This is a genomic window from Variovorax sp. dw_308, from assembly GCF_019207085.1.
GTDB lineage: Bacteria > Pseudomonadota > Gammaproteobacteria > Burkholderiales > Burkholderiaceae_C > Variovorax.
Map to the genome: position 1 here is coordinate 243,737 of NZ_JAATOM010000005.1, position 26,841 is coordinate 270,577.

Below are 26,841 nucleotides of genomic sequence, written 5' to 3' on the forward strand. Positions count from 1 at the left end.
GAGGCCGCCGCTTCAGTGCGCGCCGCCGAAGCCAGCCGGCACTTCGCCTTCGTAGACCACTTCGCGCGACGCCTGGTACGACAGCGCAAAGCCGATCGACTTCTCGAGCTCTTCGTTGAGGTGCGCGATCAGGCCCGCGGTACGGGCCAGGATCGGGACGCCCTTGAGCGCTGGCAGCGGAAATCCGATGCCGAGCAGCACGGCCGGAATGGCCGCCGAGACGTTGAGCTTGAGCTCCTTGCCCAGCACCTGCGGGATCACGCGCTCGACGGCTTCGGCGATGGCGACGAAGCGCAGGTCGGCGCCGTGGGTCCGCGCCACCTCGAACAGCGCGTCGACGCGCGGGTCGCGTTCCTTGTGAAGCGGGTGCCCGTAGCCCGGGATCGCCTTGCGGGCCTGGCGGTACTCGCCCAGCACGGCGAGCGCGGCCTCGTCCAGATCGCCATCGCTGCCGGCGCGCTGGTCGATCTCGCTGAACAGGCGGCCGGCCGTTTCGGAGGCCCCGAGGATCACCGAGCCGCAACCCAGGATGCCGGCCGCCACGGCGCCCTGCATCGCATCCGGGGCGGCGGCGAGCGTCATCCGACTGGCCTGCACGCTGGGCACCAGGCCATGCTCGGCGATGGCGACCAGGGTCGCGTCCAGCACGGCAGTCCCTGCGGCGTCGGGCATCCTGCCGGTGACCAGCAGGTGGAAGTAGTCCGTGAACGACACCTTGCCGATGAGCTCGGTGCACAGGTTGCGGCCACGCACGACGATGGTGTGCTCGTCGGAGGTCGAGATCGCAGTGCGGGGCAATGTCTCCTTGCCAATCTTCATGTCAATCCTTTTCGCTGAGGTGGGCGAACCTTAACGATTGATAGTGAGGCGAGGAAATGAAGAATTTCGATGCCATTGATCGATACAGTCGATTCAAGGCAGAGCCCTCCGGGCGCGGGCGACGAATGCGGGAGCGGAACGCACGGCGGTTGGCGGTTGGCGGTTGGCGGTTGGCGGTTGGCGGTTGGCGGTTGGCGGTTGGCGGTTGGCGGTTGGCGGTTGGCGGTTGCCGTTCCGGCGCCCTGCCGCCCAGGCGCCCGGCTAAGGCGTGGGTTGCAGGCTGCGCTTGAGCGCCGCCTTGCGGATATCCCGCGCAAAGGACTTGACCGCCGCGCTCTGCCGCGCGTCGCGCCGCCAGAGCAGGCCGGGCGTGCGCATCGGGGTCGGGCTTTCCAGCGGGATCACGCAGATGTCGTCGCGCGCCGGCACGGCATTGCGCGACACGATCGCCGCCAGGTGCGTGCGCGCCACCAGGTCGATCATCGGCGCGATGGTGTTGAGCTCCGCGGCGACCAGGGGCTCGGCGCCGCAGCTCGAAAAGCACTGCTCGAGCAGCGTCCGCGTCGTGAACATGGGCGGCAGCAGCACCAGCGGTTGCTTGTGCAGCTCGACCATGCGCAGGCGCTTGCGCGACGCGAACGGGTGCCCGGCACCGACGACCAGCATCATTTCCTCGTTGTAGAGCGGCTCGAACCACAGCAGGTCGGGCTCGGTCGGCTCGTAGGCGATGCCCACGTCGAGCGTGCCTTCCACCAGCCGCTGGCCGATGGCCTGCGCCGCCAGCTCGTCCACACAGACCTTCACCGTCGGGTGGCGGGCCAGGAAGGCGGCGAGGCATTCGGGCACGAAGGCGATGTTGAAGGTGTGCGTGGCGCCGATGCGCACCTCGCCGGACAGCGCGCCGGCCGAGCGCTTGAGTTCACCAAGACCCTGGTCGACCTCGCGCAGCGCCTTCGAGGCATAGCCCAGGAAGGTCTCGCCGGCCTCGGTCAGCAGCACGCGCCGGCCGATGCGGTCGAACAGTTCATGGCCGAGTTCGTCTTCCAGCTGGCGGATCTGGTGCGAGAGGGTCGATTGCGTCACATGCACCCGCTCGGCGGCGCGGGTGAAGTTGAGGCATTCGGCCAGGGCGCAGAAGTAGCGGAGGTGGCGCAGCTCCATCTTGGGTTCCAGTTCAATCGATGACGTAGATAGACTTTATCGAAATTCTTCACTTTGACTGCATTGCATCTATGGATAACGTAGGCGCCCTAGAACACAGGAGACCTCCAATGGCCGAAGCCCCACACGCCACCCAGACCCTCACCGACGAAGTCATCGCCCGCCTGGACGGCTGCACCGACGCCCGCTTCAAGGAGGTCATGACTTCGCTCGTGCGCCATGTCCACGACTTCGTGCGCTCCGTCGACCTGACCGGCGAGGAGTGGATGAACACGATCCAGTTCCTGACCGCCACCGGGCAGGCCTGCAACGACAAGCGGCAGGAATTCATCCTGCTGTCGGACACGCTGGGCGTCTCGATGCTGGTCGTCGCGCTGGCCCAGGCACGCGCATCGGCCGACGCCAGCGGCGCCACGCCGGCGACCGAGGCGACGGTGCAAGGCCCGTATTACTGGGCCGGCGCGCCGGAGCGTCCGCTGGGCTACGACATCGGCGAAAGCGTGCCGGGTGAGCCCACGCTCTACACCGGCCGCGTCACCGACACCGAGGGCAGGCCGCTGGCGGATGCACGGCTCGACGTCTGGTCCGGCGACGGCGACGGCGTCTACGACATGCAGGTGGAGGGCTCCGACCAGATGCTCGCGCGCGGCGTGTTCCGCACCGATGCGCAAGGGCGTTTCTGGCTCTGGTCGATCCGTCCGAGCTTCTATCCGATTCCGATGGACGGCCCCGTCGGCGCCATGATCGAGCGCATGGGTCGCGACCCGAACCGGCCCGGCCACATCCACATGATCGTCTCGGCCGACGGGCATGTGCCCGTCACCACGCACCTGTTCGTCGCCGACAGCCCCTACATCGAGTCCGATATCGTCTTCGGCGTGCGAGAAAGCCTGATCGTGCCCTTCGAGCAGCACCCGCCGGGCACCGCCGCGGACGGCCGCGAGATGGACCAGCCCTACTGGTCGGCGCACTATGATTTCCGGCTCGCCCCTGCAAGAACCGCATGAAGCCCGTACTCCACGTCATTGTCTGCAGCACCCGGCCCCACCGCGTCGGCAGCCCGGTCGGGCAATGGGCGCATCGCGTCGCGCTCGCGCACGGCGGTTTCGATGTCCAGCTGGTCGAACTCGCGGACGTCGGGCTGCCGTTGTTCGACGAGCCCGAGCACCCGAAGAGCGGCAACTACCAGCATGCGCACACCCGGCGATGGAGCCAACAGGTCGACGGTGCCGATGCCTTCGTGTTCGTGATGCCCGAATACAACTACGGCCCGCCACCGTCCTGGCTGAACGCGATGACCTACCTGGTGCGCGAATGGCACTACAAGCCCGCCGCTTTCGTGAGCTACGGCGGCGTCGGGGGCGGCATGCGCGCGGTGCAGGTGGCCAAGCAGTTGCTCACGACCTTCAAGGTGGTGCCCTTGTTGGAGGCCGTGGCCATTCCGTGGGTCGCGCGGCGGATCGTGGACGGCGCCTTCGAAGCGACGCCGGAGGAAGGCGTGGCCTGCGAGGCCATGCTGAAGGAGCTGCTGCGCTGGGCCGAGGTGCTGCCCGCGTTGCGCAGCAGCGGGTCGGCGTCACGCCAGGAAGCGGCGCCGGCCCTGGTCAGGTGACGCCCGGGGCGATCGGCGCGCCGGGCTCGCAACGGTAGGAGCCTTGGCGCGCAGTGCTCAGCCGCGTGCCGCGTGCAGCATGTCGCGGGTCCGCAGCGCCTCGCGCCGCGCAGCTTGCTCGTAGTCGTCGCCGGACGACGCATAGCAGATGGCGCGCGACGAATTGACGACGATCGGCGCGTCTTCGCGCCAGCCGGCGCGTACCGTCGCGGCCGCGTCGCCGCCTTGCGCGCCGACGCCGGGGATCAGCAGCGGCACGGTGGGCGCGAGCGCACGCACGCGCTCGATCTCTGCCGGATAGGTCGCGCCCACCACGAGGCCGAGCTGGCCGTTCAGGTTCCACGGCCCCTGGGCCAGCCGCGCGATGTGCTCGTAGAGGAAGGGTTCGCCCTCCACGCCCGCGAGGCGCTGCCCCTGCAGGTCGGCGCCGCCGGGGTTGCTGGTGCGGCACAGCAGGAAGGCGCCCTTGCCCGCATGCCGAAGATAGGGCTCGACCGAATCGAAACCCATGAACGGCGACAGCGTGACCGCATCGGCGCCGTAGCGTTCGAAGGCCTCGATGGCGTATTGCTCGGCGGTCGAGCCGATGTCGCCGCGCTTGGCGTCGAGGATCGTGGGCACGTGGGGCGCATTGCGGCGCATGTGCTCCATCAGGCGCTCCAGCTGGTCTTCGGCGCGGTGCGCGGCGAAGTAGGCGATCTGCGGCTTGAACGCGATGGCGAGGTCGGCCGTCGCGTCGACGATGCGGGCGCAGAAGTCGTAGATGCGGCTGGCATCGCCCTTGAGCTGCGCCGGAAAACGGCTGGGTTCCGGATCGAGGCCGACGCACAGCATGGATGCGTTTTGCTGCTCGGCCGCGCGCAGCTTGTAGAGAAAAGTCATGGGGCGGGATTTTAGGTTCCGGGGGAGAGCGTGCGCCTCGGCTGCAGGCTCGCAAGAGCAGCCGCCGCTGACGGCCGCGGCTACCGCAGGCGCTGCCGGATGGCTGCTAGAACCGGGCCGCGGCCAGGCAGAGATCGGCCCAGGCCCGCGCCTTGTCGCCCCGGTTGCGCAGCAGGTAGGCCGGGTGATAGGTCGCGACGACCTGCACGCCGGGCATTGCCGGCAGTTCGGCCGCCTGGCCGCGCAGCTTGCCGAGCGGCTCATTGCGCCCCAGCAGGCATTGCGCCGCGAGCGGTCCCATCGCGAGCACGATGCGCGGCGCAATGGCGGCGAGATGCGCGTCGAAGCCTTGTTCGAACGGTTGCGACGTGGACGCCGGGTGGGTGGCGCCACGGTGCGTGCGCATCAGGTGCACAGGCACGGCGCCGCTCTCCAGTTGCAGGGCGCGCAGCATGTTGTCGAGCAAGCGGCCAGCCTCGCCGGCGAAGGGTTCGCCATGGCGGCCGTCGGCCTGGGGCGGCATGTCGACCACGATCAGCCAGCCGCCTTGCGCCGCGCTGCCGCCGTAGAGGCGCTGCGGGGCTTCGATTTGCGTCACCTCCTCGCCTGCACCGGCGGGCCGGGCGACACGCGCCTGTGCCACCGGCGGGGCCGGCGCCGCGACGGGCGGCCGGACAGCAGCGGGGCGAGGAGCCACGCCAGCCGGCATGGCGTGGGCTTCTGGCCGTCCATCACCCGCTGCCGGCTCGTCGGGCGCAGTCGCCGTCTCGCGGGCATCGCGCAACAACGGCTCCGCCACCACGGGTTCGGCTGGCCACCAGACCTTGACGCCCATCTCCTCCAGCATCGCGCGTTGCCGCGCATCCAGTGCGAGCGTGCTCATTTCAACTGGCCCCAGGCGCTGGCCGATTCATTGAGCAGGAGGCTCATGACGATCGCGTCCTCGCGCTGGTTCTGCAGCGCCGGGTAGTAGCCCTTGCGCACGCCCACGCGGCGGAAGCCGCCCCGCTCGTAGACGGCAATGGCGCGCGCGTTGGAGGCACGCACTTCGAGCCACAGCCATTGCGCGCCTTGCCCGCGCGACCATCCGGCCAGGGTTTCGAGCAGCATCGGCGCCCAGCCCTGGCGCTGGAACGCGGAGGCCACGGTGAGATTGAGCAGGTGCACCTCGTCCACGCCCTTCATGGCGACGAAGTAGCCGATGAGTTCGATCGGCTCTCGCCCCGCAGGGTCCGCGGCGCTGCGCCGGGTCGCACGATTCCCGGCAGACGCCGGCACCGGTACATCGACGCCGGGCGAGGGGCCCACCAACAGCTGGCAGTGGTAGCCCGCATGCAGCGAGTCGATGAAGTTGGCCCGCGTCCATGGATGGGTGTAGGCGACGTTCTCGACGGCGCAGACCTGGTCGAGCCGCTCGATAACGAGCGGCTCCAGGCGTGCTTGCAACGGTGGCTGCGGTACGGCGCTCATCGATTTCAGGTGGTGGTGGCGTTGCGGATGCGCATGCGCTCTTCGGTGGTCTGCGCGACTTTATCGCGGACGTAGAGCGGCCAGGCGTCGGCCGGCGCCACCAGACGGCCGGCCGCAATCATCGAAGGGGCGAGCCGCAACAGGGCGGACGCGGTGGGCAACACCTCGAGACGCACGGCGGCAGACGGCAGGCGGTCGCCGTACGCGCCGAACGCATTGCCCGCCAATGCCCAACCCTCGGGCACATGCACTTCCTCCGGCGCCAGCAGGCGCGGCTCGCTGCCGGCACATGCGTCCGCATCGAAGTCGTATTCCGCCGCATAGACCTGGTCCATGCGCGCGTCCAGCAGCGCCACCACCCGCCGCACGCCAGACCGCTCGCGCGCTTCCTCTGCCACGGCATGCAGGGTGTCGATGGGCAGCAGGCGCACGCCCGCGCCAAAGCCCAGGCCTTGCGCCACCGAGCACGCCGTGCGCAGCCCGGTGAAGGAACCCGGCCCGCGGCCGAAGGCGATGGCGTCCAGCGCCTGCAGCGTCAGCCCGGCGTCGGCCAGCAGCTGCTGGATCAGCGGGATCAGCGTGGTGGACGACTGCGCACCACCGGCGCCGGTATGGACGAACAGCGCATCGCCATCGCGTACGGCCACCGAGAGGTGCTCGGTGCTGGTGTCGAAGGCGAGCAGCTTAGGCATCGGCTTTCCTCGCGGCAGGCACCAGGGGCGTGGCGGTTGCCGGCGCGCCCGGCCACGCCCGCTGCACGCCGAACAGGATGCCGCCCGTCACCAGCAGCAGCCCGGCCAGCAGGCTCCAGTGCAATGGCTCGCCCAGCAGGGCCACGGCGGCAAAGGCCGACAAACCCGGCACCAGCGCCGTGATCATGGTGGAGCGCACCGGCCCGAAGTACTGGATCATCTTGGTGAAGGTGATGCCCGAGATCACCACCGAGCCGATCCCCTGGAACAGCATCTGGAAGGCGATTTCGCCCACCGGCGCGCTGCCGAGATGGCTGCTGACCCAGCCGGCCGTCGCCAGCAACGCGTACACCGGCACGAAGGTCAGCGTCGCGAACACCGTGATCGCGATGGTGGCGCGCACCGCATCGAGTCCCTCGCGGCGCGCCAGGATGCTGTAGCAGGCCCAGCAGAAGGCGGCGCTCATGAAGAGCAGGTCGCCCTTCCAGACATCGCCGCCCTCGAATGAATGCAGCAGGCTGCTGCCGCCCACCAGCAGGTCCCCGACCACGATCAGCGCCAGCCCGGCCGCGCGCAGCGGCGTGATCCGATCGCGCAGCACCACGGCGGCCAGCACCGCGGTCCAGAGAGGAAGGCTGCCGGGCAACAGCACCGACGCATGCGCCGCGGGCGCGTAGAAGAAGCCGGAATACGCCAGCAGCGCATAGCCCAGTCCGCCGAACACGCCGCCCACCGCCGTCACCCGCAGGCCCAGCGGCGACAAGCCGAACATCGAGCTGGCGACCGGCGCACCCCTCGCCTCGCGCCGCGCCTTGCGAACCAGCCAGGCGCCCCACGGCATCAGCACCAGGCTGGCGCCGCACATGCGCGCGACGGCGATGTCGAAAGGCGTCAGCGAGCGTGCAGCCGAGGCCCGGGCGATGACGATGAAGGCGGTCCAGACGAGCACCGTGATCACGGCCGCGCCGATGCCGATGGTGCGCGGGGAGAGGCGGGGAGCGGCGGGCATCGGGGGATTATCGAGGGCCGGCCGCCAACCCCTGCGGGCGGGGGCCAATGCGCCGGAAGTGCTGGCACCGGTCACGCCGCGGGATCGGCCTGCACGATCCGCGCCCCGGCCTTGCGCAAGGCGGCCAGCGCCTTTGCCGGCGCCGTGGGCGCCACCAGCAGCGTGACGCCCGGGCCCAGCGGGTTGATCACGCAGGCCGAAGCGGCGCCGATCTTTTCCGGGGACGTTAGCACCACCGTCTCGGCCGACGCCGCCATGAGCGCACGCTTGATGTGCGCCTCCTCCAGGTCGGCCGTGGTCAGGCCGGCCTGCGCGTGCACGCCGGTCACGCCCATGAAGAAGGTGTCGGCACGGACCTGCGCGATCGTCTGCAACGCCGCCGCGCCGACGGCGACCACCGAATGCTTGAACAGACGCCCGCCCACCAGCACCACCTCGACACCCGCATGCCCGGCCAGCTCGACGGCCACCGAGGGGCTGTGCGTGACCACCGTGGCACGCAGCGACGCCGGCAGGTGCCGCGCCATCTGCACGGCCGTCGTGCCGCCGTCGATGAACACCACCTGCCCTGGCAGCACCATGTGTGCCGCGGCGCGGCCGATCAGGCGCTTGTCGGCCGTGGCCAGTTTTTCCCGGCCGGCGAAGTCGGCCTCGGCCGGCGCCAGCGGCAGCGCGCCGCCGTGCACGCGCTGCAGCAGGCCCTCGGCTGCCAGTTCGCGCAGGTCGCGCCGGATCGTGTCTTCCGACAGTCCCAGTTCCTCGCTGAGCGAGCGGGCGATGACCTGCCCGTCGCTCCGCAGCGCGCTGATGATGTGTTGCTTGCGCTGACGGGTGAGCATGACGCGATGCTAAGCGAATCCTGCACGAATCTGCACGTTTTATCTTGAACCTGCACGACTTTGCCCCTACGATGGCCGCCATGAACCTGCATGAACGCGTCCGGGTGCGCGAAGTCACCCTGCTCTCCGACAACTGGTACGTACTGAAGAAGACCGCCTTCGACTGGCGCCGCAACGACGGCCAGTGGCAGTCCATGGAGCGCGAGACCTACGACCGCGGCAACGGCGCCACGCTGCTGCCCTACGACATCGCGCGCCGCACCGTGCTGCTGACGCGGCAGTTCCGCTACCCGGCCTTCGTCAATGGTCATGGCGACCTGCTCATCGAGGCGGCTGCCGGGCTGCTCGACGATGCCGCGCCCGAGGAGCGCATCCGCGCCGAGGTCGAGGAAGAACTGGGCTACCGCATGGGCCACATCCACAAAGTCTTCGAATGCTTCATGAGCCCCGGCTCGGTCACTGAAAAGCTGCACTTCTTCGTCGCGCCCTACGACGCCACGATGCGCATCAGTGACGGCGGCGGGCTGGCCCATGAAGGCGAAGACATCGAGGTGCTGGAACTGGGCATCGACGAAGCGCTCGCGATGGTGGCGGACGGCCGCATCGTCGACGGCAAGACCGTAACGCTGCTTTATCACGCCCGCCTGCATCTGTTCGCGTAGGACGGTCAGCAAGTCACGTGGCGGCGAACGGGTATCGCCGCCGTGTGACGTCGTGCAGGCGTCCATCGCTACACTCCCCCCACATGTTCCGCCTCCGGTCCGCCCATCGCTGCTTCACCATCTTCGTGGTGATGCTGTCGCTGTTGTTCTCGCAACTGGCGCTGGCCGGCTATTCGTGCCCCGCCATGGCCGCGCCCGAGTCGATGGCAGAGCGCATGGCCCGGGGCGCGCCGTGCGAGGGCAGCGACGAGGCGCAGCCGGTGCTGTGCCATCAGCATGCCGTCAACGCGTCGCAGTCGTTCGAGCCGGCCAAGCCGGTCACGCCCTCGCTGCCGATCGTGGTCCAGGTGCTTCCGGCGCCAACGCTGGTGCCGATGGCCGAAGGCCTGAGCCTGCCATTGGCCAACGAGCCCGATCAGCGACCTCCGCCTGATCCCGTTTTTCTCGCGACCCGCAGACTGCGCGTCTGACATCTCCGTCGACCTGACCAGTGCTGGTGCGGCCTGGCCGCTTGCCAGCCATCGCCTCGTTCGATTGCGGAGATCCCATGTCCTTTCCCTTGATACGTTCGGCCTTGCTGGCCGTGGCGCTGCTGCCCTGCCTTGCCAGTGCTGCAGCAACCCTTACCCTGGAGGCGGCGCTGCAGCTTGCGGTCCAGCGCTCCGAAGCCGCGCGCGCATCGCGTGCCGGCATCCTGGGTGCGACCGAGAGCGCACGCGCCGCCGGCCAGTTGCCCGACCCGACGCTGCGCGTCGGCATCGACAACCTGCCCGTCACCGGGCCTGACCGCTTCAGCACCACGCGCGAGCCGATGACGATGAAGCGGGTCGGCATCAGCCAGGAGTGGCTGTCGACGGACAAGCGCAACGCACGCCAGGCTGCAGCCGACGCCACGGTCGAGCGCGAGACCGTGCAGGCGCGCGCGGCCATCGCCGACATTCGCCTGCAGACGACGCTCGCGTATGTCGATGCCTTCTACGCCGCCGAGAGCTCGAAGCTCGCGACCGCGATGGAACACCATGCGCGGGAGGAGTTCGAGGCCGCGCGCGCCCGGCTCGCTGCCGCGGCGGTGGGCAGCCAGGAAGTGCTTGCACTCGGCGTCGCCAGGGGCACGGCCGAGGACGAGTCCAGCGACGCGCTGCAGCAGCAGGACGCCGCCCGGCTCGCACTGCAGCGCTGGGTCGGCGTGATGCCCGACGCGCTCGCGCCCCTGGCCGAAGTGCCGGTCCCCGGCGAAGACGCGTACGTGGCCGGCCATCCGACGGTCGCCGCGTTGCAGCGCGACCTGGAAGTGGCGAAGCGCGCCGCAGCCGTGGCAGCCAGCAACCGTTCGCCGAACTGGACATGGGAGGTCGGCTATGGCCAGCGCACCGGCTACGCGGACCTGGTGACCTTCGGCGTGAGCATCCCGATCCCGGTGGCGCTCGACGCGCGGCAGGACCGCGACACCGCGGCGCGGCTGGCCTTGGCCGACAAGGCCGAAGCCGACCTGGCCGAAGCCACGCGCGTGGCCGCGACGCAATACCAGACGCTCCAGAGCGACGCCCGCCGACTGCGGGAACGCATCGAACGCTACCGCGCCAGCGTGCTCGCGACCGCCGCGCAAAGAAGCTCTGCCGCGATGGCCGCCTACCGCTCCAACCAGGCGACATTGGCGACGCTGTTCGAGTCGCGCCATGCGGAAGTCGAGGCGCAACGCAAGCTGCTGGCGCTGCAGCGCGACCTGGCCAGGACGCTGGCCCAACTGGCCTTCCGTCCCATCGCCTTCGCTGACGAGGTGGCACCATGAAACGCACACATCTCGCAGCGTTGTCGCTGCTCGCTGCCCTGCTGGTCGCGGGCGGCGCCTTTCATGCGGGTCGCACACTCGGCCACGCGTCCGGCGAGCACGCTGCGCACGCGCCGGCCATCGCAGCAGACGCGACCGGAAACGCGACCGGAAGCGCGGCAGGGGACACGGGTGCAAACACGGCCGCACAAACTGCCGGTAGCACGCCCGAAAGAAAGATCCTCTACTGGCACGACCCCATGGTCCCCGGCACGCGCTTCGACAAGCCCGGAAAGTCGCCCTTCATGGACATGCAGCTCGTCCCGGTGTATGCCGACGCCGACAGCACAAGCGGCACGAAGATCGACCCCGCCGTGCAGCAGAACCTCGGCATCCGCCATGCCACGGTGCGACGTATCGAGTCGAGTACATCGATCGACGCCATCGGCTCGGTGCAGTTCGACGAACGGCTCGGCGTGGCGGTGCAGACCCGTGTCGCCGGCTATGTCGAGCATCTCGCGGTGCGCGCGCCGATGGAACAGGTTCGCAAGGGCCAGCCGCTGGCAACGGTCTTCGCGCCGGAATGGCTGGCGCCTCAGAACGAGTGGCTGGCCTTGCAGCGCTCGGGTGTTTCACAGGATTTCATCGCGGCGGCGCGCGAGCGCATGCGGGCGATGTCCATTCCCGCGGACCTCATCCGCCAGAGCGAGAAGGCCGGCACCGCGCAAGCCCGTTTCACCTTGACCGCGCCTTCCAGCGGCGTCGTCACCGAACTGGGGGTGCGCGAAGGCGTGGCCGTCACGCCCGGCACGACGCTGTTCCGCATCGGCGGCCTCGACAAGGTCTGGGCCGTTGCCGAGATTCCCGAAGCGCAGGCGATGCGCATCCGCGTCGGGCAAAAGGCCAGGGCGGTCTTGCAGTCCGATGCCACGCAGTCCTTCGACGGCGAGTTGACCGAGATCCTGCCGCAGATCGATGCCGCCACGCGCACCCTGAAGGCGCGCTTCACGGTCGACAACGCGCAACGCAGGCTCGTGCCGGGCATGCTGTTGCGGCTGCAGGTGGCCGGGCCGACGACCACGCGCCTGGTCGTCACGTCGGAGGCCGTCATCCGCACCGGCCGGCGCGCGGTCGTGATCGTGCGCAGGGACACGGGCGCATTCGAGCCGCGCGACGTGACCCTCGGCGCGGACCTCGGCGATGACATCGAGATCGTCCAGGGGCTGGCCGAGGGCGAGCAGGTCGTGGCGAGCGGCCAGTTCCTCATCGACTCGGAAGCGCGGTTGCGTACCGTGCTCGGCAACATGGCCCCGCAAAAGCCATGATTGCGTCGCTGATCCGCTGGGCCATCGGCAACCGGCTGCTGGTGCTGATGGCGACGCTGCTGCTCGTCGCGGCCGGGCTCTGGTCGGTCTTGCGCACGCCGCTCGACGCCCTGCCGGACCTGTCGGACACGCAGGTCATCATCCGCACGCCCTGGCCCGGCAAGGCGCCGCAGGTGGTCGAGGACCTGGTCACCTATCCGATGACCACCACCATGCTCGGCGTGCCAGGCGCGAAGACGGTGCGCGGCTACTCGTTCTTCGGCGACTCCTTCGTCTATGTGCTGTTCGACGACAAGACCGATCCGTACTGGGCCAGGTCGCGGGTCGTCGAGTACCTCGACCAGGTGCAGGCCCGGTTGCCCGCCGGCGCCAGGGCCACGCTGGGGCCCGACGCGACGGGCGTGGGCTGGATCTACGAGTACGCGCTGGTCGATCGCACTGGCGCCCACGACCTCGGGCAACTGCGCGCACTGAACGACTGGTTCCTCAGGTTCGAACTGAAGACCGTACCCGACGTGGCCGAGGTCGCCAGCATCGGCGGCATGGTGCGGCAGTACCAGGTGGTGCTGGACCCCGACCGCATGCGCTCGCTCGGCATCACGCAGGCGGTGGTGGTCGATGCGCTGCAGAAGGCCAACCAGGCCAGCGGCGGGTCGGTGGTCGAGATGGCCGAGGCCGAATACATGGTGCGTTCGCGCGGCTACCTTCAGTCGCTCGATGACTTCAGGACCATTCCGCTGGCGCTGTCCGGCGCCACGCCGGTGCTGCTGCGCGACGTGGCCACCGTGCAGATCGGGCCCGAGATGCGCCGCGGCATCGCCGAGCTGGACGGGCAGGGCGAAGTCGCGGGCGGCGTGGTGGTCATGCGCTCCGGCAAGAACGCCCGCACGACCATCGCGGCGGTCAAGGCCCGGCTGGAATCGCTGAAGCCGGGCCTGCCGGCGGGCGTCGAGATCGTGCCGGTCTACGACCGCTCGCTGCTCATCGATCGCGCCGTCGACAACCTGCGCGACAAGCTGGTCGAGGAATTCATCGTGGTCGCGCTGGTGTGCGCGGTGTTCCTGTTCCACCTGCGCTCCGCCCTGGTGGCCGTGGTGGCATTGCCGGTCGGCGTGTTGGCCGCGTTCATCGTCATGCACTGGCAGGGTGTCAACGCCAACATCATGTCGCTGGGTGGCATCGCGATCGCCATCGGCGCGATGGTCGACGGCGCCATCGTGATGGTGGAGAACCTGCACAGGCACATCGAGGCCTTCGAGACCCGAGAGGGGCGACGGCCGGACTCGCCTGAACGCTGGCGCCTGGTCGCCGATGCCTCGGTGGAGGTCGGGCCTGCCCTGTTCTTCTCGCTGCTGGTGATCACGCTGAGCTTCGTGCCGGTGTTCTCGCTGGAGGCGCAGGAGGGGCGCCTCTTCTCGCCGCTGGCGTTCACCAAGACGTATGCGATGGCGGCTGCGGCCGGTTTGTCGGTGACCTTGATCCCGGTGCTGATGGGCTATCTGGTGCGCGGCCGCATACCGCATGAGGCGGTCAATCCGGTGAACCGGTTCCTGATGGCGATCTACCGGCCCGCGCTCGAAGCGGTGCTGCGCTTTCCGAAGGCCACGCTGGCCGTCCCCGCGATCCTGCTGGCCTTGACCATCGTGCCGCTGCTGCGGCTGGGCGGCGAATTCATGCCGCCGCTCGACGAGGGCGACCTGCTGTACATGCCGTCCGCCCAGCCCGGCCTGTCGGTGTCGAAGGCCGCTGAACTGCTGCAGCAGACCGACCGCCTGATCAAGACCGTGCCGGAAGTGGCACGCGTCTTCGGCAAGGCCGGCCGCGCCGACACCGCCACCGACCCGGCGCCGCTGGAGATGTTCGAGACCACCATCCAGTTCAAGCCGCGCGACCAGTGGCGCGCCGGCATGACGGCCGACAAGCTGGTCGCGGAACTGGACCGCACCGTGCGGGTGCCGGGCTTGTCCAGCGTCTGGGTGCCGCCGATCCGCAACCGCATCGACATGCTGGCCACCGGCATCAAGAGTCCCGTCGGCATCAAGGTCGCGGGCGCGGATCTGGCCACCATCGATGCGCTCACCGCGCAGATCGAAGCGGCGGTGAAGAACGTGCCCGGCGTGTCGTCCGCGCTGGCCGAGCGCCTCACCGGCGGGCGCTACGTCGATGTCGACGTCGACCGCGCGGCCGCGGCACGCTACGGACTGTCGGTGGCCGACGTGCAGGCCGTGGTGTCCACCGCGATCGGCGGAGACAACGTCGGCGAGGTGATCCAGGGGCGCGAACGCTACCCCATCAACGTGCGCTATCCGCGCGAGATCCGCGACTCGCTGGAACGCCTGCGCACCTTGCCCTTCGTCACCGACAAGGGCGCGCAACTGCTGCTGCAGGATGTGGCCAGGATCCGCATCGAGGACGGCCCGCCCATGCTGCGCAGCGAGAACGCGCGGCTGTCCGGCTGGGTGTATGTCGATGTGCGCGACCGCGACCTGCGCTCCGCCGTGAACGACATGCAGGCGGCCGTCGCCAAGTCGGTGAAGCTGCCGGCGGGCTATGCGGTGTCCTGGTCCGGCCAGTTCGAATACCTGGAGCGTGCGACCGAGCGACTGAAGCTGGCGGTGCCGGCGACCCTGGCTGTGATCTTCCTGTTGCTGTACCTGCTGTTCAGGTCGTTCGGCGATGCGGTGCTGGTGATGGCCGCCGTGCCGTTCTCCCTCATCGGCGGCCTGTGGCTGGTGTGGGCGCTCGGGCATGCCGTGTCGGTGGCTACTGCCGTGGGCTTCATCGCGCTGGCCGGCGTGGCGGCCGAGTTCGGCGTGGTCATGCTGGTCTACCTGCAGAACGCGCTGGCGCGGCGCCTTGCGGCCGGCGAGTCCCTGACTGAGCAGACCCTGCTCGCCGCCATCCGCGAAGGCGCCGTGCTGCGCGTGCGGCCCAAGGCCATGACCGTGGCCGTCGTGATGGCCGGCCTGCTGCCCATCCTGTGGGGCAGCGGCACCGGATCGGAGGTGATGACCCGCATCGCCGCGCCCATGGTCGGCGGCATGCTGAGCGCGCCGCTGCTAAGCATGCTGGTGATGCCGGCCGCATGGTATTTGCTACGTCGGCGGGGCATTTCCGGGGCGGGGACGGAGCCGGGCGTCGATGCCCGTGCCAATACACGTCCCGATGCCGATGCCGATGGCGATCCCGCTGCGGATGCAGTTGCCGGCACCGCCCGGCCGGGATAATCCATCGATGCGATTCGCCCCCCTCGTTTCCCTTGCCGTTGCCGCGCTGTTCAGCATCGGCGCCGCCGCCCAGCAAAGCCTGCCGCCTGAAGTCGACGCGGCGCTGGCGCGCGCCAAGGTGCCGCGCGATGCCGTGACGATGCTGGTGATCGATGCCGAAGGCGGCAAGCCGCCCCGGCTCGCCTGGCGTTCGCAAGCGCCGGTGAACCCCGCATCGGTCATGAAGCTGGTCACCACCTATGCCGGGCTCGACCTGCTCGGCCCCGCCTACACCTGGACCACGCCCGTGTACATCGACGGCCCGGTGAGCAACGGCGTTCTCAACGGCAACCTCTACATCAAGGGGCAAGGCGATCCGAAGCTGGTGGTCGAGCGGCTCTGGCTGCTGATGCGCCGCGTGCAGGGACTCGGTATTCATAGCGTGACCGGCGACATCGTGATCGACCGCAGCGCCTTCGAGAACCAGAGCGAGCCCGACCCCGCCGCCTTCGACGGCGAGCCGCTGCGGCCCTACAACGCATCGCCGGACGCGCTGCTGATCAACTTCAAGTCGGTGGTGATGACCTTCGTGCCCGACCGGCAGGCCCAGGTCGCGCAGGTCAACTTCGAGCCCTCGCTCGCGGGCGTCGCGATGCAGTCGACGGTGCCCCTGTCGAACGAAGGATGCGGCGACTACCGCACCAGTCTTCGCGCCGATTTCAGCGACCCGACGCGCATCCGCTTCGGCGGCAGTTTTGCGGCGGCCTGCGGCGAGAAGACCTGGGCCGTCGCCTATGCCGATCCACGCAGCTATGCGGTGCGCGCGGTCGGCGGCATGTGGAACGACATGGGCAACCAGCTCAAGGGCCAGGTGCGCGAAGGCCGCGTGCCGGCCGGGCTCAAGCCGGCTTTCGAGGCTGTCTCGCCCCCGCTGGCCGAGGTGATCCGCGACATCAACAAGTACAGCAACAACGTGATGGCGCAGCAGTTGTTCCTCACCCTCGGGCTGCAGCAGAAGAACCGCGGCACGCTCGACGGCGCGCGCACCGCCGTGCGCCAGTGGTGGAACGACCGCATCGGCACCGGCGAAGGCCAGCCGATGCTCGACAACGGCTCCGGCCTGTCGCGCGAGGAGCGCATCACCGCGGCGGCGCTGGCCAGGATGCTGCAGCATGCATGGCGCTCGCCGGTGATGCCCGAGCTGATGTCCTCACTGCCCGCCAGTGGCGTGGACGGCACGTTGAAGCAGCGCACCCTGCGCTCCGGCGGCACCGCGCACCTCAAGACCGGGTCGCTGCGCGACGTGGCCGGGGTGGCAGGCTATGTCGATGGCGAAAGCGGCCGCCGCTACGTGCTGGTGGCCATCGCCAACCATGCCAATGCCGCCGCCGCGCGCCCGGCCTTCGATGCGCTGGTGGACTGGGCCACGCAAGACTGAACCGCTTTCGAAGCGGCCCCCCGTTTCAATCTCCTCGGGTAGTTCTTTTGGCGTAGGTGATGGGCTAGGATGGCCAGCGCCTTCGTTCAAAACAACATTCAGGGAAACAAATGAAACACTTCCAGATGTGGAGCGTGGCGGCTGCGGCCGCCGTCTTGACGGCATGCGGCGGGGGAGGCGGCGGCAACGCGTTCCTGCCGATCGTCGCGCCCACCGCCACCGCGCCGGCGGCAACCACCCCCGAGACTCCCGCGCCAGGCTCCCTGCGTGAACCCGCCATGGTGGCGACCACGTTCACCGCCGCCCAGATCAACGGCGCCACCAGTGCCAGCGGCTTGCAGGCCCTCAGCGGCAAGGCCAAGTGCGACGTCAAGCTCGTGCCGATCCACTACAACACCATCGGCGTCAAGGGCGAGCCGGCCAATGCATCGGGCGTGCTGCTGTTGCCGGCCGGGGCTTGCGCCAGCACCGCCGCGCCGCTGCTGGCCTATGCCCGGGGCACCGAAGTGTCGAAATCGCGCACCATGGCCAATCCGCAGGACGGTGAGACGCAATTGCTCCTGGCCATGTTCGCGGCGCAGGGCTACGCGGTGGTGGCCACCGACTACCTCGGCTATGCCAGGTCGACCTACGCATTCCACCCTTACCTGCATGCCGACTCGGAAGCCAGCGCGGTTGTGGACTCCCTGCGCGCCGCGCGCCTGGCGGCGACCAGCCAGGGAGCGCTGCTGTCGGGCAAGGTGATGTTCACCGGCTACTCGCAGGGCGGCCACTCGTCGATGTCCGCGCACCGGGCCGCCGAACGCGACAACGCCGCCGAGTTCAACGTCGTGGCGGCCGCCCACCTGGCCGGCCCCTACTACCTGTCGAACACGCTCAGGTCCACCGACGCCATCGCCGGCTACCAGATCTTCGTGCCATTCCTCGTCAATTCGTACCAGAAGGTCTACGGTGACGTGTACGCGAACACCAGCGTGGTCTACCAGGACGCCTACACCAGCGCCGCCTACGACACGAAGTTCGGCAGCATCGCCGACCTGCTCCCCAGCCCGACCCTCAGCTACACGACGCTCGTGACCAGCGGCGCCGTGCCCGGCGCCAACGGGGAGACGCCGGCCCAGGCGCGCGATGCGCTGTTCCAGCCGGCTTTCATGTCCAGGGTACAGACAGACAAGACCAGCACGCTGTACCTGGCCGCGAAGAAGAACGACCTGCTTGGCTGGAGCCCCAAGGCCAGCACCCTGCTGTGCGGCGGCGCCGGCGACCCGACCGTGCCGCCGGCGGCGCACATGGTCCCGCTGATGGCGGACTTCCAGGCGCGCGGCGTGACGACGGTGACCAGCCTGGACGTGGACTCCCAGATCCAGGCCGCCTACGGGCCGGGCGGCGCAGCGCCGACCGACCCGGCATCGCCCGACTTCGCCGCCTACTACGGCAAGTACCACGGCACCTACGAGCCGCCGTTCTGCCTCCTCGCCGCGCGCACGTTGTTCAACACGCTGAAGTAGCGGCGGGGCTGGAAGGCTTGGCAGGCCGCCGGGGCTGCGTATGGCGGCGCCGCGCGGCCGGCCGCCTTGACGCCCGAAACCGTGCAGGAAGCGAACGGCGGCGTTCGAACTACGGAGTCGTCAATCCGCCGCCGCGGCGCGCCGAAGCCGGTCGCGCACGCCTTCCCACTCGGGCGCATCGGGCGGCGTCTCGATCCAGATCAGGCGGGCTCCGCCCGCATCGAATTCGCGCAGCACTGCAAAGAGTTGCTGCGCCGCCGCCACCGCGTCATCCGGCATGCGCCGCTGCAGCACGCGCTGCGAGCGGCTCTTGACCAGGCTGCGCGACCACACCGCGATATGCGCTGCCTCGGCCCCGAGCACATCGAGCCCGGTCTGCAACGCGCGCGCGTCCATCAGGCGCACCTTGGCATGGGGCGCGTAGTGCGCTTCCAGCGTGCCGGAGGCGCGCGGGTCGGGCTGGGCCAGTTCGGCGGGATCGCGCACCCGCTCGCCGCAGGCGGCCTCGATCTGCGCGCGCGTGATGCCGCCGGGCCGCAGCAACACCGGCGCACCGCGGCTGCAATCGATGATGGTCGACTCGATGCCGACATGGCATGGGCCGCCGTCGATGACCATGAGGCCGTCGCCGAACTCATCGTGCACATGCGCCGCTGTGGTCGGGCTCACGCGGCCGAAGCGGTTGGCGCTCGGCCCGGCCAGGCCGGGAACGTCCTGCGCCAGGCAGGCCACCAGCAGCGCCTGTGCCACCGGATGCGCCGGGCAGCGCAGGCCGATGGTGTCCTGCCCGCCGGCCGCGGCCGCGCCCACGCCAGGCTGGCGCGAAACGATCAAGGTCAGCGGACCGGGCCAGAACGCCTTCTCCAGCAATTCGGCGAACGGCGGCAGCGGCTGCGCGAAACGCGCCACCGCCTCCGCGCCGGCGGCGCCGGCAGCCACATGCACGATCAACGGGTGGTCGCTCGGGCGCCCCTTGGCCGCAAAGATGCCTGCCACCGCCGTGTCGCTGGCGGCATCCGCCCCCAGGCCGTAGACCGTCTCGGTGGGAAAGGCAACCAGCCCACCGGCGCGCAACCGCGCCGCGGCCTGGTGGATGGAATCTGGCGAGTGGCCGTCGAGGATCATGGAATACGCGCGCTCATTCCGACAGCGGTATCGGCAAGCCCAGCAAGGCCGCCACGAAATCGGCCGTCCCGCGCACCGCATCGATGTCGGCGCCGGTCACGTTGAGGTGGCCCATCTTGCGGCCACGTCGCGCTTCCGCCTTGCCGTAGAGATGCAGGTGCACGCCCGGGAGCGCGAGCACGTCGGCCCACGGTGGCTCGCGGGGCGTGTCGCTGTCGGGGAACCACAGGTCGCCCAGCAGGTTCAGCATGATCGCCGGGCTGTGCTGGCGCGGCTGCGTGAGCGGCAGGCCGGCCAGCGTGCGTACCTGCAGCTCGAACTGCGAGATGTCGCTCGCGTCCATGCTCCAGTGGCCGCTGTTGTGGGGCCGCGGTGCCATTTCGTTGACGACCAGGGTGCCGTCCATCAGCACGAAGAACTCGACGCACAGCACGCCGACGTATTCGAGGCCCTCCGCGATCGAGCGGGCCGCGGCCGTGGCCTGCTGCGCCACGTCGGCGGGCATGCTGTATTCATGGACCTCGGTCACCGCGAGGATGCCGTCGCGGTGCAGGTTGCGCTGCGGCGGCAGGTGCACCATCAGGCCATCGCGGCCGCGCGCCACGATCACCGAGCATTCGAAGTCCAGCGGCAGCATCTTTTCGAGCACGCAGGCGACGCCGCCAGCGGCCTGCCATGCCGCGGCCAACTCGTCGCGCGTGCGCACACGCTGCTGGCCCTTGCCGTCGTAGCCGAGGCGCGCGGTCTTCAGGATGCCGGGCAGCAGTTCGTCGCCGACGGTGGCCAGGTCGGCCTGGTCCTGAAGCACCGCATGCGGCGCACAGCTCACGCCGCAGCGGATAAAGTGCGACTTCTCGCGGATGCGGTCCTGCGCAATCGCCACGGACGCCGCGGCCGGGGAAACGGGCCGCGCCACGGCGAGGTGCTGCAGCGAAGGCGCGGGCACGTTCTCGAATTCGGTGGTGATGGCGTCCGCCAGGCCGGCCAACCGCGCCAGGCCGTCGACATCCGCATAGCCGGAAGAGACGTGGTGGTGGCTGACTTGCCCAGCCGGGCTGTCCGGGTCCGGGTCCAGCACCGCCGTGGCGTAGCCCATCCGCTGCGCCTCGTGCACGAACATGCGGCCGAGCTGCCCGCCGCCCATCACGCCGAGCGTGGCGCCGGGAAGAATGGGTGCGCCGTTCTCGCGCGCCACGCTCACAGCGCGCCCCCGCCTTGCGGCGAGAAGAGCGGGGCTGCGGCGCCGGGCGACGCGGCATCCGCGCCCGGCGGCGGCAAGGTCATGGCTTGCGCCGCGGCCGTCTGCGCTGCGCGGAAGGTGTCGAGCTGGGTCCGCAGGCGCGGGTTGTTCACGGCCAGCATGGCCACCGCGAACAGCGCCGCGTTGGCCGCGCCCGCATTGCCGATGGCGAAGGTGGCGACCGGCACGCCCTTGGGCATCTGCACGATGCTGTAGAGCGAATCGACACCCTGCAGGTGCCGGCTGGCGACCGGCACGCCGAGCACCGGCACCGTCGTCTTGGACGCGAGCATGCCCGGCAGGTGGGCCGCTCCGCCCGCGCCTGCGATGATGGCGGCGAGGCCGCGCGGGGCGGCGTTCTCGGCGTAGGCGAAGAGCTGGTCGGGCATGCGATGGGCAGAGACCACTTGCGCTTCGTGCGCAATGCCGAATTGCTGGAGAATCTCGACGGCGTGGCGCATCGTCTCCCAGTCGGAGTTCGAGCCCATCACCACACCGACCTGGATTGCTTGGTTCATGGTTGCAATTTTACGTTTGACCCACCTTTCCCGATGATCGACATCACCCTGGACAACTTTCAGACCGAGCTCATCGATGGCTCGATGGCCGTACCCGTGCTGCTGGACATCTGGGCCGAATGGTGCGGCCCTTGCAAGCAGCTCGGGCCCGTGCTCGAACAACTCGAGGTCGAATACGCCGGCCGCTTCATGCTGGCCAAGCTCGACGCCGACAAGGTGCCGCAGATCTCGCAGCAGCTCAGCCAGATGTTCGGCGTGCGCAGCATCCCGTTCTGCGTGATGTTCAAGGGCGGCCAGCCGGTGGACGGCTTCGTCGGCGCCATTCCCGCCGCGGACATCCGCACCTTCCTCGACAAGCACGTGCCCGCCGCCGAGGAACTCGAAGCCGCCGCGCAGGAAGAAGCCGCGCAGGACGCGCTGGCCGAAGGCGACACCGAAGGCGCGCTCGAAAAGCTGCAGCATGCGGTGGCCACCGACCCGTCCAACGACGACACGCGCTTCGACTACATCAAGCTGCTGCTGCAGCAGGGCCGCGATGACGACGCGAAGGTGGCTTTTGCGCCAGTCATCAGCAAGGCCCCGGTGGTGCGCCGATTCGATGCGCTGCAGCGCTGGATGGACGCCATCGATTTCGCCAACCCGCCGACCGGCGCCGCGCCCGCGCTGGCCGACATTGACGCGAAGATCGCTGCCGCCAAGCGCGATTTCCCGGCCCGCTTCGATCGCGCCCGCCTGCTGATGGCCGCGCAGCAATGGACCGACGCGATGGACGAACTGCTGGAGATTCTCATGCGCGACAAGGGCTGGAGCGAGGAGCTGGCGCGCAAGACCTACGTGGCCATCCTCGAAATCATCGAGCCGCCCAAGGTCAAGGTCGCCGACGGCCAGATACCGCCCGCCGACCCGACCGTGTCGACGTACCGGCGCCGCCTGAGCAGCGTCGTCCTGAGCTGATTCGCCCCTGGACGGCGCACGCAACATGGCCTCAATCCCATCGCAGGCTCCGGCCCCTTCGGCCGCCTCCCGGCTACGCAGCGCGGCGCGCCTCGCCTGCGCCGGAATCGCATTGGCCGCGCTCTCGGCTTGCTCCAGCGTGAGCCTCGACGAGCCGCTCGAAGGCACGCCTTGGCGGCTGACACAACTCGATGGCCAGCAGGTGATGTTCGGCGCCGATCCGAAGATCGATCCGACCATCCAGTTCGACGCCGGCACGCAGCGGGTGAGCGGCAGCGGCGGCTGCAACAACCTCTCGGGCGGCTACAGGCGCAGCGGCAATGCGCTGCGCATCGGGCCGCTCGCCTCGACCCGCAAGGCCTGCATCGACGCCGACCGATCCAGGCTGGAAGGACGCTTCCTGGCCGCGCTCGAAGCGACCGCCGGCTACACCGTCAAGGGCGGCCAACTCACGCTGCTCGATGGGCGCTCGATGCCTCTGGCGGTGCTGGACCTCGGCCTGCGGACGGCACCGCCGCCTTGACGTGGGAGGGCGGGCTCCGTCGTTGAAGCGCGCACCGGCTTGGCCGGCGACACTGCTGCCGGAAGGCGCCGGCGGAGCGGTCCAGGCGTCCATGCTGCCGTCACTGCTGAAGTCGATGAGGTTGGACTCTGCCTGGCTCGCCGCACCGAACTGTGAAGGAGGCGCAGCTTTCACAATGTTTGAGCACCTCAGGCTTGCACAGCCCTACCAGCGCGCGGGCAGCGTCTTGAGTATGGTCAGGGTGCTTCGTTCATCGAGCAGGTAGTCGCCGCGCTTGAGGTCCATCAGGAGGCGGCTCACCATTTCGCGGGAGCAGCCGATCTCGCTGGCGATGGTCTGGTGCGTGAGGCGGCCGACCACCAGCGTGCCGTCGGCTTGTACCTGCGCGCGTTGCTCCAGCAGCAGCTTGAGGCGGGTGTACACGTCGAGCAGCGCCATGCTGCGGGCGCTTTCGGTGGCCAGGCGGGCGCGACGGATCAGGCGCAGGATCAGGCCCATCGCGAACTCCGGCTCGGCCGCGATGTGGCGCAGCACGGTCTCGCGCGTGACCACGGCGCAGAGCGTCGGCTCCACCGCCTGCACGCTGGCTGAACGCAGGCCGCCATCGAGCGACATCTCTCCCACGTACTCGCCCGGACCATGGTGACTGAGCGTGGCCTCGCGTCCGCGCGAATCGGAAACGAAGGCACGCAACCGACCGGCGAGCACGACGTAGATCGCATCGCCCCGATCGCCCTCGTTGATCAGCACCGCATGCGTCCGGTAGCGGCGCTGCACGCCCAGGGCGGCCAGCTTGAGCACGTGGGAAGGCAGGATGGAAGTCGAGTCGGCATGCGATTCGGAGGCGGACGGCGGCATCCACCGAATATATAGGGACGACCTCGGCGAGCCGCTCCTTGCGTGCTCGCCAGACCGCTTGTCGATTTCCCTCTTGCGATGGCTTCGCAGGCGCATCGGGGTGGACTCTCAAGTAGATGGCCCTGCCATCTCGACTTGGTCCCCCGCGGGCTCAGAAGGTGTGAAGATTTCGTAGCGAGGGCGCCGAGGTCGGGTTGAGGAGCGGAACTGCACTCACGTGCAGTGAGCACCGCAGACCCGAGATCGGCGGCCGCAGTAGAAAGATTCGCACCTTCTCAGTTCACGTGCATGCGCAGGGCCGATACCACCTGCGGCATGCGCGAGACGCGGTGCACGACCTCGCGGATGCTGCCGCTGCCGGTCTTCTGCCGCACGTTCTTGATATGGGTGCGCACGGTCGACAGGCAGATGCCCTGAAGGCACGCGATTTCCTCGGCGCCATGCCCGGCGCAGAGCTGGGCCAGCACGTTCTGCTCGGCGCGGGTGAGTTGCTTGGCGCGCGCGAACATCTGCATGGTGATGGTTTCGCAGCCCGCCGAGCGGCTGCACATGATGAGCACGGTGTCGACGTCGGCGCCGGTGTCGCGCGGGCCCAGCGGAATGAAGGCGAGCGACAGTGGCTCGGTCGCGTGCTCCAGTTCGACGATGCTGCGGCAGCCGCGCTCCGCATCCTTCAACGCCTGGCGGATCGGGGTTTGCCAACCGTTCTGCGCAGCATTGAGCATGCCGTCGACATTGCGCAAGGTGCGCTGCGCTGCGAGTTCGCGCAGCGCCGGATGGTTTGCGTGCAGGATGCGCCCGGTGAGGTCCACCAACATCAGCCCGTGGTCGATTTCGTCGAGCACGCGGGCCAGCATGCCCGCATGCAAGGCTTCCGGCGGCGGCATGCTCGCGACGCTGTAAGAGGTCCAGGTCTGCGGTTGGGTTGCCAGATTCATTTCGCTCTCCTCAATCGTTGGGATGAGAAGAGTTTGCGGATTCTGTACGCTGGCAGGTGGGGACTATTGCCGCAGCATTTGTGACTTATTCACATTGACTCGGCGGCCGGAAACTGTTGGCTTATCCGGTCAGCCGCTCCAGAGCCTCGCGGTACTTGGCGGCGGTCTTCTGGATCACGTCGGCAGGCAGTCGCGGCGCGGGCGGCGTCTTGTCCCAGGGCTTGCCGTTGATCTTGGTGGCCTCCAGCCAGTCGCGCACGAACTGCTTGTCGTAGCTTGGCGGATTCGCGCCCGTGCGCAGCGCCTCCTCGTAGCCTTCGACGGGCCAGTAGCGCGAGCTGTCGGGCGTCAGCACCTCGTCCATCAGCACCAGCGTGCCGGCTTCGTCGAGGCCGAACTCGAACTTGGTGTCGGCAATGATCATCCCCTGGCCCAGCGCGATCTCGGCGGCGGTCTCGTAGAGCTGGATGCTGGTCTCGCGGATCTGCTGGGCCAGCGCGGGGCCGACGATTTCCACCACGCGGTCATAGCTGATGTTCTCGTCATGTTCGCCGGCCGCCGCCTTGGCCGCAGGCGTGAAGATCGGCAACGGCAGCTTGCTTGCGTTGGTGAGGCCTTCGGGCAGCGGCACGCCGCAGACGGCACGGTTCTCTTGATATTCCTTCCAGCCGCTGCCGGCCAGGTAGCCGCGCACCACGGCCTCGACCGGGATCGGCTTCAGGCGCTTGACGAGCATCGAGCGGCCTGCGACCTGCGCCACTTCGTCGGGCTGGACGGCGCTCTCGGGCGCATCGCCGGTCAGGTGGTTCGGGCAGATGTGGCCGAGGCGGTCGAACCACCACAGCGCCATCTGCGTGAGGATCTCGCCCTTGCCGGGGATCGGCTCGCCCATGATCACGTCGAAGGCGCTCAGCCGGTCGCTCGCCACCATCAGGATGCGATCGTCGCCGACGGTGTAGTTGTCGCGCACCTTGCCGCGCGCAAGCAGGGGCAGGCTCTTGATGGAGGACGTGTGGACGGTCGTCATGGGCTGGTAGCGATATGGAAAACGAAGCGGGGGGTGTCGATTGTGCGCGCAGAAAAAAGCCACCGCGAACGGTGGCCTGCATCGCGTCCGGGCGGGGATCAGACCACCGCTTGCGCGAGTTCCCCCTTGGCGTACCGGGCGGCGACGATCTGCAGGTTGTCGCCCTTGATCTTCGCGCCCTGGCCTTCGCAGCCGAACTCGATGTAGCGTTGCTTGCAGATCTGCCTGGCGGCTTCGCGCGCGGGCTTGAGCCATTCACGGGCGTCGAACTTCTCGGGGTTCTCGAACAGGAACTTGCGCACCGCGGCAGTCATGGCCAGGCGGATGTCGGTGTCGATGTTGATCTTGCGCACGCCGTGCTTGATGGCTTCCTGGATTTCCTCGACCGGCACGCCGAAGGTCTCCTTCATCGCGCCGCCGTACTGGCGGATGATCGCCAGCAAGTCCTGCGGCACGCTCGACGAACCGTGCATCACCAGGTGGGTGTTGGGAATGCGGCGGTGGATTTCCTTGATGCGGTCGATTGCCAGGATGTCGCCAGTGGGCTTGCGCGTGAACTTGTAGGCGCCATGGCTGGTACCGATGGCGATGGCCAGCGCGTCGATCTGCGTGCGCTTGACGAAGTCGGCCGCCTGCTCGGGGTCGGTCAGCAGTTGCTCGCGCGTCATGGTGGCGTCGGTGCCGTGGCCGTCTTCCTTGTCGCCCTTCATGGTTTCCAGCGAGCCGAGGCAGCCGAGTTCACCTTCGACGGTCACGCCCACACGGTGCGCCATGTCGGACACCTTCTTGGTGGTCTCGACGTTGTATTCGTAGCTGGCGATGGTCTTGCCGTCGGCTTCGAGCGAGCCGTCCATCATCACCGAGCTGAAGCCCAGGTCGATGGCGCCCTTGCAGACCTCGGGGCTCTGGCCGTGGTCCTGGTGCATGACCAGCGGTACGGTGGGGTAGGCCTCGATGGCCGCCTGGATCAGGTGCTTGATGAACGCCTCGCCAGCGTATTTGCGGGCGCCGGCGCTGGCTTGCAGGATGACGGGAGCGCCGACTTCCTTGGCCGCTTCCATGACGGCCTGGACCTGCTCGAGGTTGTTGACGTTGAATGCCGGAATGCCGTAGCCGTTAGCGGCTGCGTGGTCCAGCAGCTCGCGCATCGATACAAGTGCCATGGGGTTGCCTCGCGATATGTGTTAGGGGGATCAGGAAAAAGTACAGCCGCTGATTCTATCGACGCCCTCCCGGCGCAGCGGCGGGCATTGACCACACACGCGTC

The 26,841-nt window shown here is 68.9% G+C and carries 26 protein-coding genes; 11 read left to right on the plus strand and 15 right to left on the minus strand.

Annotated features, from left to right (window positions below; translation table 11 throughout):
* Window positions 1–12: 12 nt before the first annotated feature.
* Window positions 13–819 carry a citryl-CoA lyase gene (locus HCU76_RS13090; protein WP_218509533.1) on the minus strand — a complete coding sequence of 269 codons (807 nt, stop codon included), beginning with the start codon at window positions 817–819 and terminating at the stop codon, window positions 13–15.
* A gap of 261 nt (window positions 820–1,080) precedes the next feature.
* Entirely contained in the window at window positions 1,081–1,980 is a 900-nt protein-coding gene (locus HCU76_RS13095) for a LysR substrate-binding domain-containing protein (RefSeq protein WP_213956186.1), read from the minus strand.
* Window positions 1,981–2,090: 110 nt separating this feature from the next.
* Here HCU76_RS13095 and HCU76_RS13100 point away from each other — a divergent pair, with 110 nt between their 5' ends.
* The gene (locus tag HCU76_RS13100) at window positions 2,091–2,987 is read left to right on the plus strand and encodes a dioxygenase (RefSeq protein WP_218509534.1); all 897 of its coding nucleotides are present in this window, start codon (window positions 2,091–2,093) and stop codon (window positions 2,985–2,987) included.
* Window positions 2,984–3,592, plus strand: coding sequence for an NADPH-dependent FMN reductase (locus HCU76_RS13105; protein WP_213956188.1), 609 nt, complete (start codon window positions 2,984–2,986; stop codon window positions 3,590–3,592). Before HCU76_RS13100 ends, HCU76_RS13105 begins: the two co-directional genes overlap by 4 nt.
* Window positions 3,593–3,649: 57 nt before the next feature.
* On the opposite strand, the gene pyrF is transcribed toward HCU76_RS13105, so the two are convergent.
* The 6 genes from pyrF to HCU76_RS13135 form a co-directional block, all read right to left on the minus strand.
* Entirely contained in the window at window positions 3,650–4,474 is an 825-nt protein-coding gene (gene pyrF, locus HCU76_RS13110) for an orotidine-5'-phosphate decarboxylase (RefSeq protein ID WP_218509535.1), read from the minus strand.
* 106 nt (window positions 4,475–4,580) lie between these two features.
* Window positions 4,581–5,357, minus strand: a complete 777-nt coding sequence (locus HCU76_RS13115) for a uracil-DNA glycosylase (protein WP_218509536.1) — start codon at window positions 5,355–5,357, stop codon at window positions 4,581–4,583.
* Complete coding sequence (gene rimI, locus HCU76_RS13120; RefSeq protein ID WP_218509537.1) at window positions 5,354–5,944, minus strand: ribosomal protein S18-alanine N-acetyltransferase; 591 nt, start codon at window positions 5,942–5,944, stop codon at window positions 5,354–5,356. The genes HCU76_RS13115 and rimI overlap by 4 nt, the downstream gene beginning before the upstream one ends.
* Before the next feature lie 5 nt (window positions 5,945–5,949).
* Complete coding sequence (gene tsaB, locus HCU76_RS13125; RefSeq protein WP_218509538.1) at window positions 5,950–6,636, minus strand: tRNA (adenosine(37)-N6)-threonylcarbamoyltransferase complex dimerization subunit type 1 TsaB; 687 nt, start codon at window positions 6,634–6,636, stop codon at window positions 5,950–5,952.
* Entirely contained in the window at window positions 6,629–7,645 is a 1,017-nt protein-coding gene (locus HCU76_RS13130) for a DMT family transporter (protein ID WP_218509539.1), read from the minus strand. Before HCU76_RS13130 ends, tsaB begins: the two co-directional genes overlap by 8 nt.
* A gap of 71 nt (window positions 7,646–7,716) precedes the next feature.
* Complete coding sequence (locus tag HCU76_RS13135; RefSeq protein WP_218509540.1) at window positions 7,717–8,484, minus strand: DeoR/GlpR family DNA-binding transcription regulator; 768 nt, start codon at window positions 8,482–8,484, stop codon at window positions 7,717–7,719.
* An 80-nt stretch (window positions 8,485–8,564) separates the two neighbouring features.
* On the opposite strand from HCU76_RS13135, the gene HCU76_RS13140 reads away from it, so the two are divergent.
* The 7 genes from HCU76_RS13140 to HCU76_RS13170 all read left to right on the plus strand — a co-directional run bounded on the left by HCU76_RS13140 (window position 8,565) and on the right by HCU76_RS13170 (window position 18,391).
* The gene (locus HCU76_RS13140; RefSeq protein ID WP_218509541.1) at window positions 8,565–9,146 is read left to right on the plus strand and encodes a GDP-mannose pyrophosphatase; all 582 of its coding nucleotides are present in this window, start codon (window positions 8,565–8,567) and stop codon (window positions 9,144–9,146) included.
* Between the two features lie 83 nt (window positions 9,147–9,229).
* Window positions 9,230–9,616 (plus strand): hypothetical protein, encoded by a 387-nt coding sequence (locus tag HCU76_RS13145; protein ID WP_218509542.1) that lies wholly within the window; start codon window positions 9,230–9,232, stop codon window positions 9,614–9,616.
* Between the two features lie 77 nt (window positions 9,617–9,693).
* Window positions 9,694–10,935, plus strand: coding sequence for a TolC family protein (locus tag HCU76_RS13150; protein WP_218509543.1), 1,242 nt, complete (start codon window positions 9,694–9,696; stop codon window positions 10,933–10,935).
* Window positions 10,932–12,239, plus strand: coding sequence for an efflux RND transporter periplasmic adaptor subunit (locus HCU76_RS13155; protein WP_218509544.1), 1,308 nt, complete (start codon window positions 10,932–10,934; stop codon window positions 12,237–12,239). Before HCU76_RS13150 ends, HCU76_RS13155 begins: the two co-directional genes overlap by 4 nt.
* Entirely contained in the window at window positions 12,236–15,466 is a 3,231-nt protein-coding gene (locus tag HCU76_RS13160; protein ID WP_218509545.1) for an efflux RND transporter permease subunit, read from the plus strand. Before HCU76_RS13155 ends, HCU76_RS13160 begins: the two co-directional genes overlap by 4 nt.
* Window positions 15,467–15,473: 7 nt before the next feature.
* A complete protein-coding gene (dacB, locus tag HCU76_RS13165; RefSeq protein WP_218509546.1) occupies window positions 15,474–16,883 on the plus strand; it encodes a D-alanyl-D-alanine carboxypeptidase/D-alanyl-D-alanine-endopeptidase in 1,410 nt (469 codons plus the stop codon).
* A 110-nt stretch (window positions 16,884–16,993) separates the two neighbouring features.
* Window positions 16,994–18,391 (plus strand): S9 family peptidase, encoded by a 1,398-nt coding sequence (locus HCU76_RS13170; protein WP_218509547.1) that lies wholly within the window; start codon window positions 16,994–16,996, stop codon window positions 18,389–18,391.
* Window positions 18,392–18,511: 120 nt separating this feature from the next.
* Here HCU76_RS13170 and HCU76_RS13175 read toward each other — a convergent pair whose 3' ends face one another.
* Genes HCU76_RS13175 through purE form a run of 3 tightly spaced genes read right to left on the minus strand, consistent with a single transcriptional unit; the run spans window position 18,512 to window position 21,274 of the window.
* Window positions 18,512–19,516, minus strand: a complete 1,005-nt coding sequence (locus HCU76_RS13175) for an L-threonylcarbamoyladenylate synthase (RefSeq protein WP_218509548.1) — start codon at window positions 19,514–19,516, stop codon at window positions 18,512–18,514.
* 13 nt (window positions 19,517–19,529) lie between these two features.
* The gene (locus tag HCU76_RS13180; protein ID WP_371319814.1) at window positions 19,530–20,717 is read right to left on the minus strand and encodes a 5-(carboxyamino)imidazole ribonucleotide synthase; all 1,188 of its coding nucleotides are present in this window, start codon (window positions 20,715–20,717) and stop codon (window positions 19,530–19,532) included.
* Window positions 20,714–21,274: a 5-(carboxyamino)imidazole ribonucleotide mutase gene (purE, locus tag HCU76_RS13185; protein ID WP_218509549.1), complete on the minus strand. Its 561-nt coding sequence runs from the start codon at window positions 21,272–21,274 to the stop codon at window positions 20,714–20,716. Before purE ends, HCU76_RS13180 begins: the two co-directional genes overlap by 4 nt.
* Window positions 21,275–21,307: 33 nt before the next feature.
* On the opposite strand from purE, the gene HCU76_RS13190 reads away from it, so the two are divergent.
* Both HCU76_RS13190 and HCU76_RS13195 read left to right on the plus strand, forming a co-directional pair.
* A complete protein-coding gene (locus tag HCU76_RS13190) occupies window positions 21,308–22,228 on the plus strand; it encodes a tetratricopeptide repeat protein (RefSeq protein WP_218509550.1) in 921 nt (306 codons plus the stop codon).
* 25 nt (window positions 22,229–22,253) lie between these two features.
* Window positions 22,254–22,751 carry an META domain-containing protein gene (locus tag HCU76_RS13195; protein ID WP_218509551.1) on the plus strand — a complete coding sequence of 166 codons (498 nt, stop codon included), beginning with the start codon at window positions 22,254–22,256 and terminating at the stop codon, window positions 22,749–22,751.
* Between the two features lie 204 nt (window positions 22,752–22,955).
* Here the strand turns inward: HCU76_RS13195 and HCU76_RS13200 are convergent, their stop codons facing one another.
* The 4 genes from HCU76_RS13200 to fba all read right to left on the minus strand — a co-directional run bounded on the left by HCU76_RS13200 (window position 22,956) and on the right by fba (window position 26,737).
* A complete protein-coding gene (locus tag HCU76_RS13200) occupies window positions 22,956–23,609 on the minus strand; it encodes a Crp/Fnr family transcriptional regulator (RefSeq protein ID WP_218509552.1) in 654 nt (217 codons plus the stop codon).
* 275 nt (window positions 23,610–23,884) lie between these two features.
* Window positions 23,885–24,547, minus strand: a complete 663-nt coding sequence (locus tag HCU76_RS13205) for a helix-turn-helix transcriptional regulator (RefSeq protein WP_218509553.1) — start codon at window positions 24,545–24,547, stop codon at window positions 23,885–23,887.
* A 121-nt stretch (window positions 24,548–24,668) separates the two neighbouring features.
* A complete protein-coding gene (locus HCU76_RS13210; RefSeq protein WP_218509554.1) occupies window positions 24,669–25,574 on the minus strand; it encodes a phosphoribosylaminoimidazolesuccinocarboxamide synthase in 906 nt (301 codons plus the stop codon).
* 98 nt (window positions 25,575–25,672) lie between these two features.
* The gene (gene fba / locus HCU76_RS13215) at window positions 25,673–26,737 is read right to left on the minus strand and encodes a class II fructose-bisphosphate aldolase (protein WP_213959399.1); all 1,065 of its coding nucleotides are present in this window, start codon (window positions 26,735–26,737) and stop codon (window positions 25,673–25,675) included.
* Window positions 26,738–26,841: the final 104 nt, after the last annotated feature.

What these genes read in the sequence shown, in the direction of transcription:
- pyrF (WP_218509535.1), bottom strand. Translation starts at nt 4,474, where the DNA reads ATGACTTTTCTCTACAAGCTGCGCGCGGCCGAGCAGCAAAACGCATCC.
- HCU76_RS13190 (WP_218509550.1), top strand. Translation starts at nt 21,308, where the DNA reads ATGATCGACATCACCCTGGACAACTTTCAGACCGAGCTCATCGATGGC.
- rimI (WP_218509537.1), bottom strand. Translation starts at nt 5,944, where the DNA reads ATGAGCGCCGTACCGCAGCCACCGTTGCAAGCACGCCTGGAGCCGCTC.
- HCU76_RS13205 (WP_218509553.1), bottom strand. Translation starts at nt 24,547, where the DNA reads ATGAATCTGGCAACCCAACCGCAGACCTGGACCTCTTACAGCGTCGCG.
- HCU76_RS13145 (WP_218509542.1), top strand. Translation starts at nt 9,230, where the DNA reads ATGTTCCGCCTCCGGTCCGCCCATCGCTGCTTCACCATCTTCGTGGTG.
- HCU76_RS13155 (WP_218509544.1), top strand. Translation starts at nt 10,932, where the DNA reads ATGAAACGCACACATCTCGCAGCGTTGTCGCTGCTCGCTGCCCTGCTG.
- HCU76_RS13160 (WP_218509545.1), top strand. Translation starts at nt 12,236, where the DNA reads ATGATTGCGTCGCTGATCCGCTGGGCCATCGGCAACCGGCTGCTGGTG.
- HCU76_RS13175 (WP_218509548.1), bottom strand. Translation starts at nt 19,516, where the DNA reads ATGATCCTCGACGGCCACTCGCCAGATTCCATCCACCAGGCCGCGGCG.
- HCU76_RS13140 (WP_218509541.1), top strand. Translation starts at nt 8,565, where the DNA reads ATGAACCTGCATGAACGCGTCCGGGTGCGCGAAGTCACCCTGCTCTCC.
- HCU76_RS13100 (WP_218509534.1), top strand. Translation starts at nt 2,091, where the DNA reads ATGGCCGAAGCCCCACACGCCACCCAGACCCTCACCGACGAAGTCATC.
- HCU76_RS13150 (WP_218509543.1), top strand. Translation starts at nt 9,694, where the DNA reads ATGTCCTTTCCCTTGATACGTTCGGCCTTGCTGGCCGTGGCGCTGCTG.
- HCU76_RS13210 (WP_218509554.1), bottom strand. Translation starts at nt 25,574, where the DNA reads ATGACGACCGTCCACACGTCCTCCATCAAGAGCCTGCCCCTGCTTGCG.
- HCU76_RS13105 (WP_213956188.1), top strand. Translation starts at nt 2,984, where the DNA reads ATGAAGCCCGTACTCCACGTCATTGTCTGCAGCACCCGGCCCCACCGC.
- HCU76_RS13200 (WP_218509552.1), bottom strand. Translation starts at nt 23,609, where the DNA reads ATGCCGCCGTCCGCCTCCGAATCGCATGCCGACTCGACTTCCATCCTG.
- HCU76_RS13095 (WP_213956186.1), bottom strand. Translation starts at nt 1,980, where the DNA reads ATGGAGCTGCGCCACCTCCGCTACTTCTGCGCCCTGGCCGAATGCCTC.
- HCU76_RS13115 (WP_218509536.1), bottom strand. Translation starts at nt 5,357, where the DNA reads ATGAGCACGCTCGCACTGGATGCGCGGCAACGCGCGATGCTGGAGGAG.
- fba (WP_213959399.1), bottom strand. Translation starts at nt 26,737, where the DNA reads ATGGCACTTGTATCGATGCGCGAGCTGCTGGACCACGCAGCCGCTAAC.
- HCU76_RS13130 (WP_218509539.1), bottom strand. Translation starts at nt 7,645, where the DNA reads ATGCCCGCCGCTCCCCGCCTCTCCCCGCGCACCATCGGCATCGGCGCG.
- purE (WP_218509549.1), bottom strand. Translation starts at nt 21,274, where the DNA reads ATGAACCAAGCAATCCAGGTCGGTGTGGTGATGGGCTCGAACTCCGAC.
- HCU76_RS13135 (WP_218509540.1), bottom strand. Translation starts at nt 8,484, where the DNA reads ATGCTCACCCGTCAGCGCAAGCAACACATCATCAGCGCGCTGCGGAGC.
- tsaB (WP_218509538.1), bottom strand. Translation starts at nt 6,636, where the DNA reads ATGCCTAAGCTGCTCGCCTTCGACACCAGCACCGAGCACCTCTCGGTG.
- dacB (WP_218509546.1), top strand. Translation starts at nt 15,474, where the DNA reads ATGCGATTCGCCCCCCTCGTTTCCCTTGCCGTTGCCGCGCTGTTCAGC.
- HCU76_RS13090 (WP_218509533.1), bottom strand. Translation starts at nt 819, where the DNA reads ATGAAGATTGGCAAGGAGACATTGCCCCGCACTGCGATCTCGACCTCC.
- HCU76_RS13195 (WP_218509551.1), top strand. Translation starts at nt 22,254, where the DNA reads ATGGCCTCAATCCCATCGCAGGCTCCGGCCCCTTCGGCCGCCTCCCGG.
- HCU76_RS13170 (WP_218509547.1), top strand. Translation starts at nt 16,994, where the DNA reads ATGAAACACTTCCAGATGTGGAGCGTGGCGGCTGCGGCCGCCGTCTTG.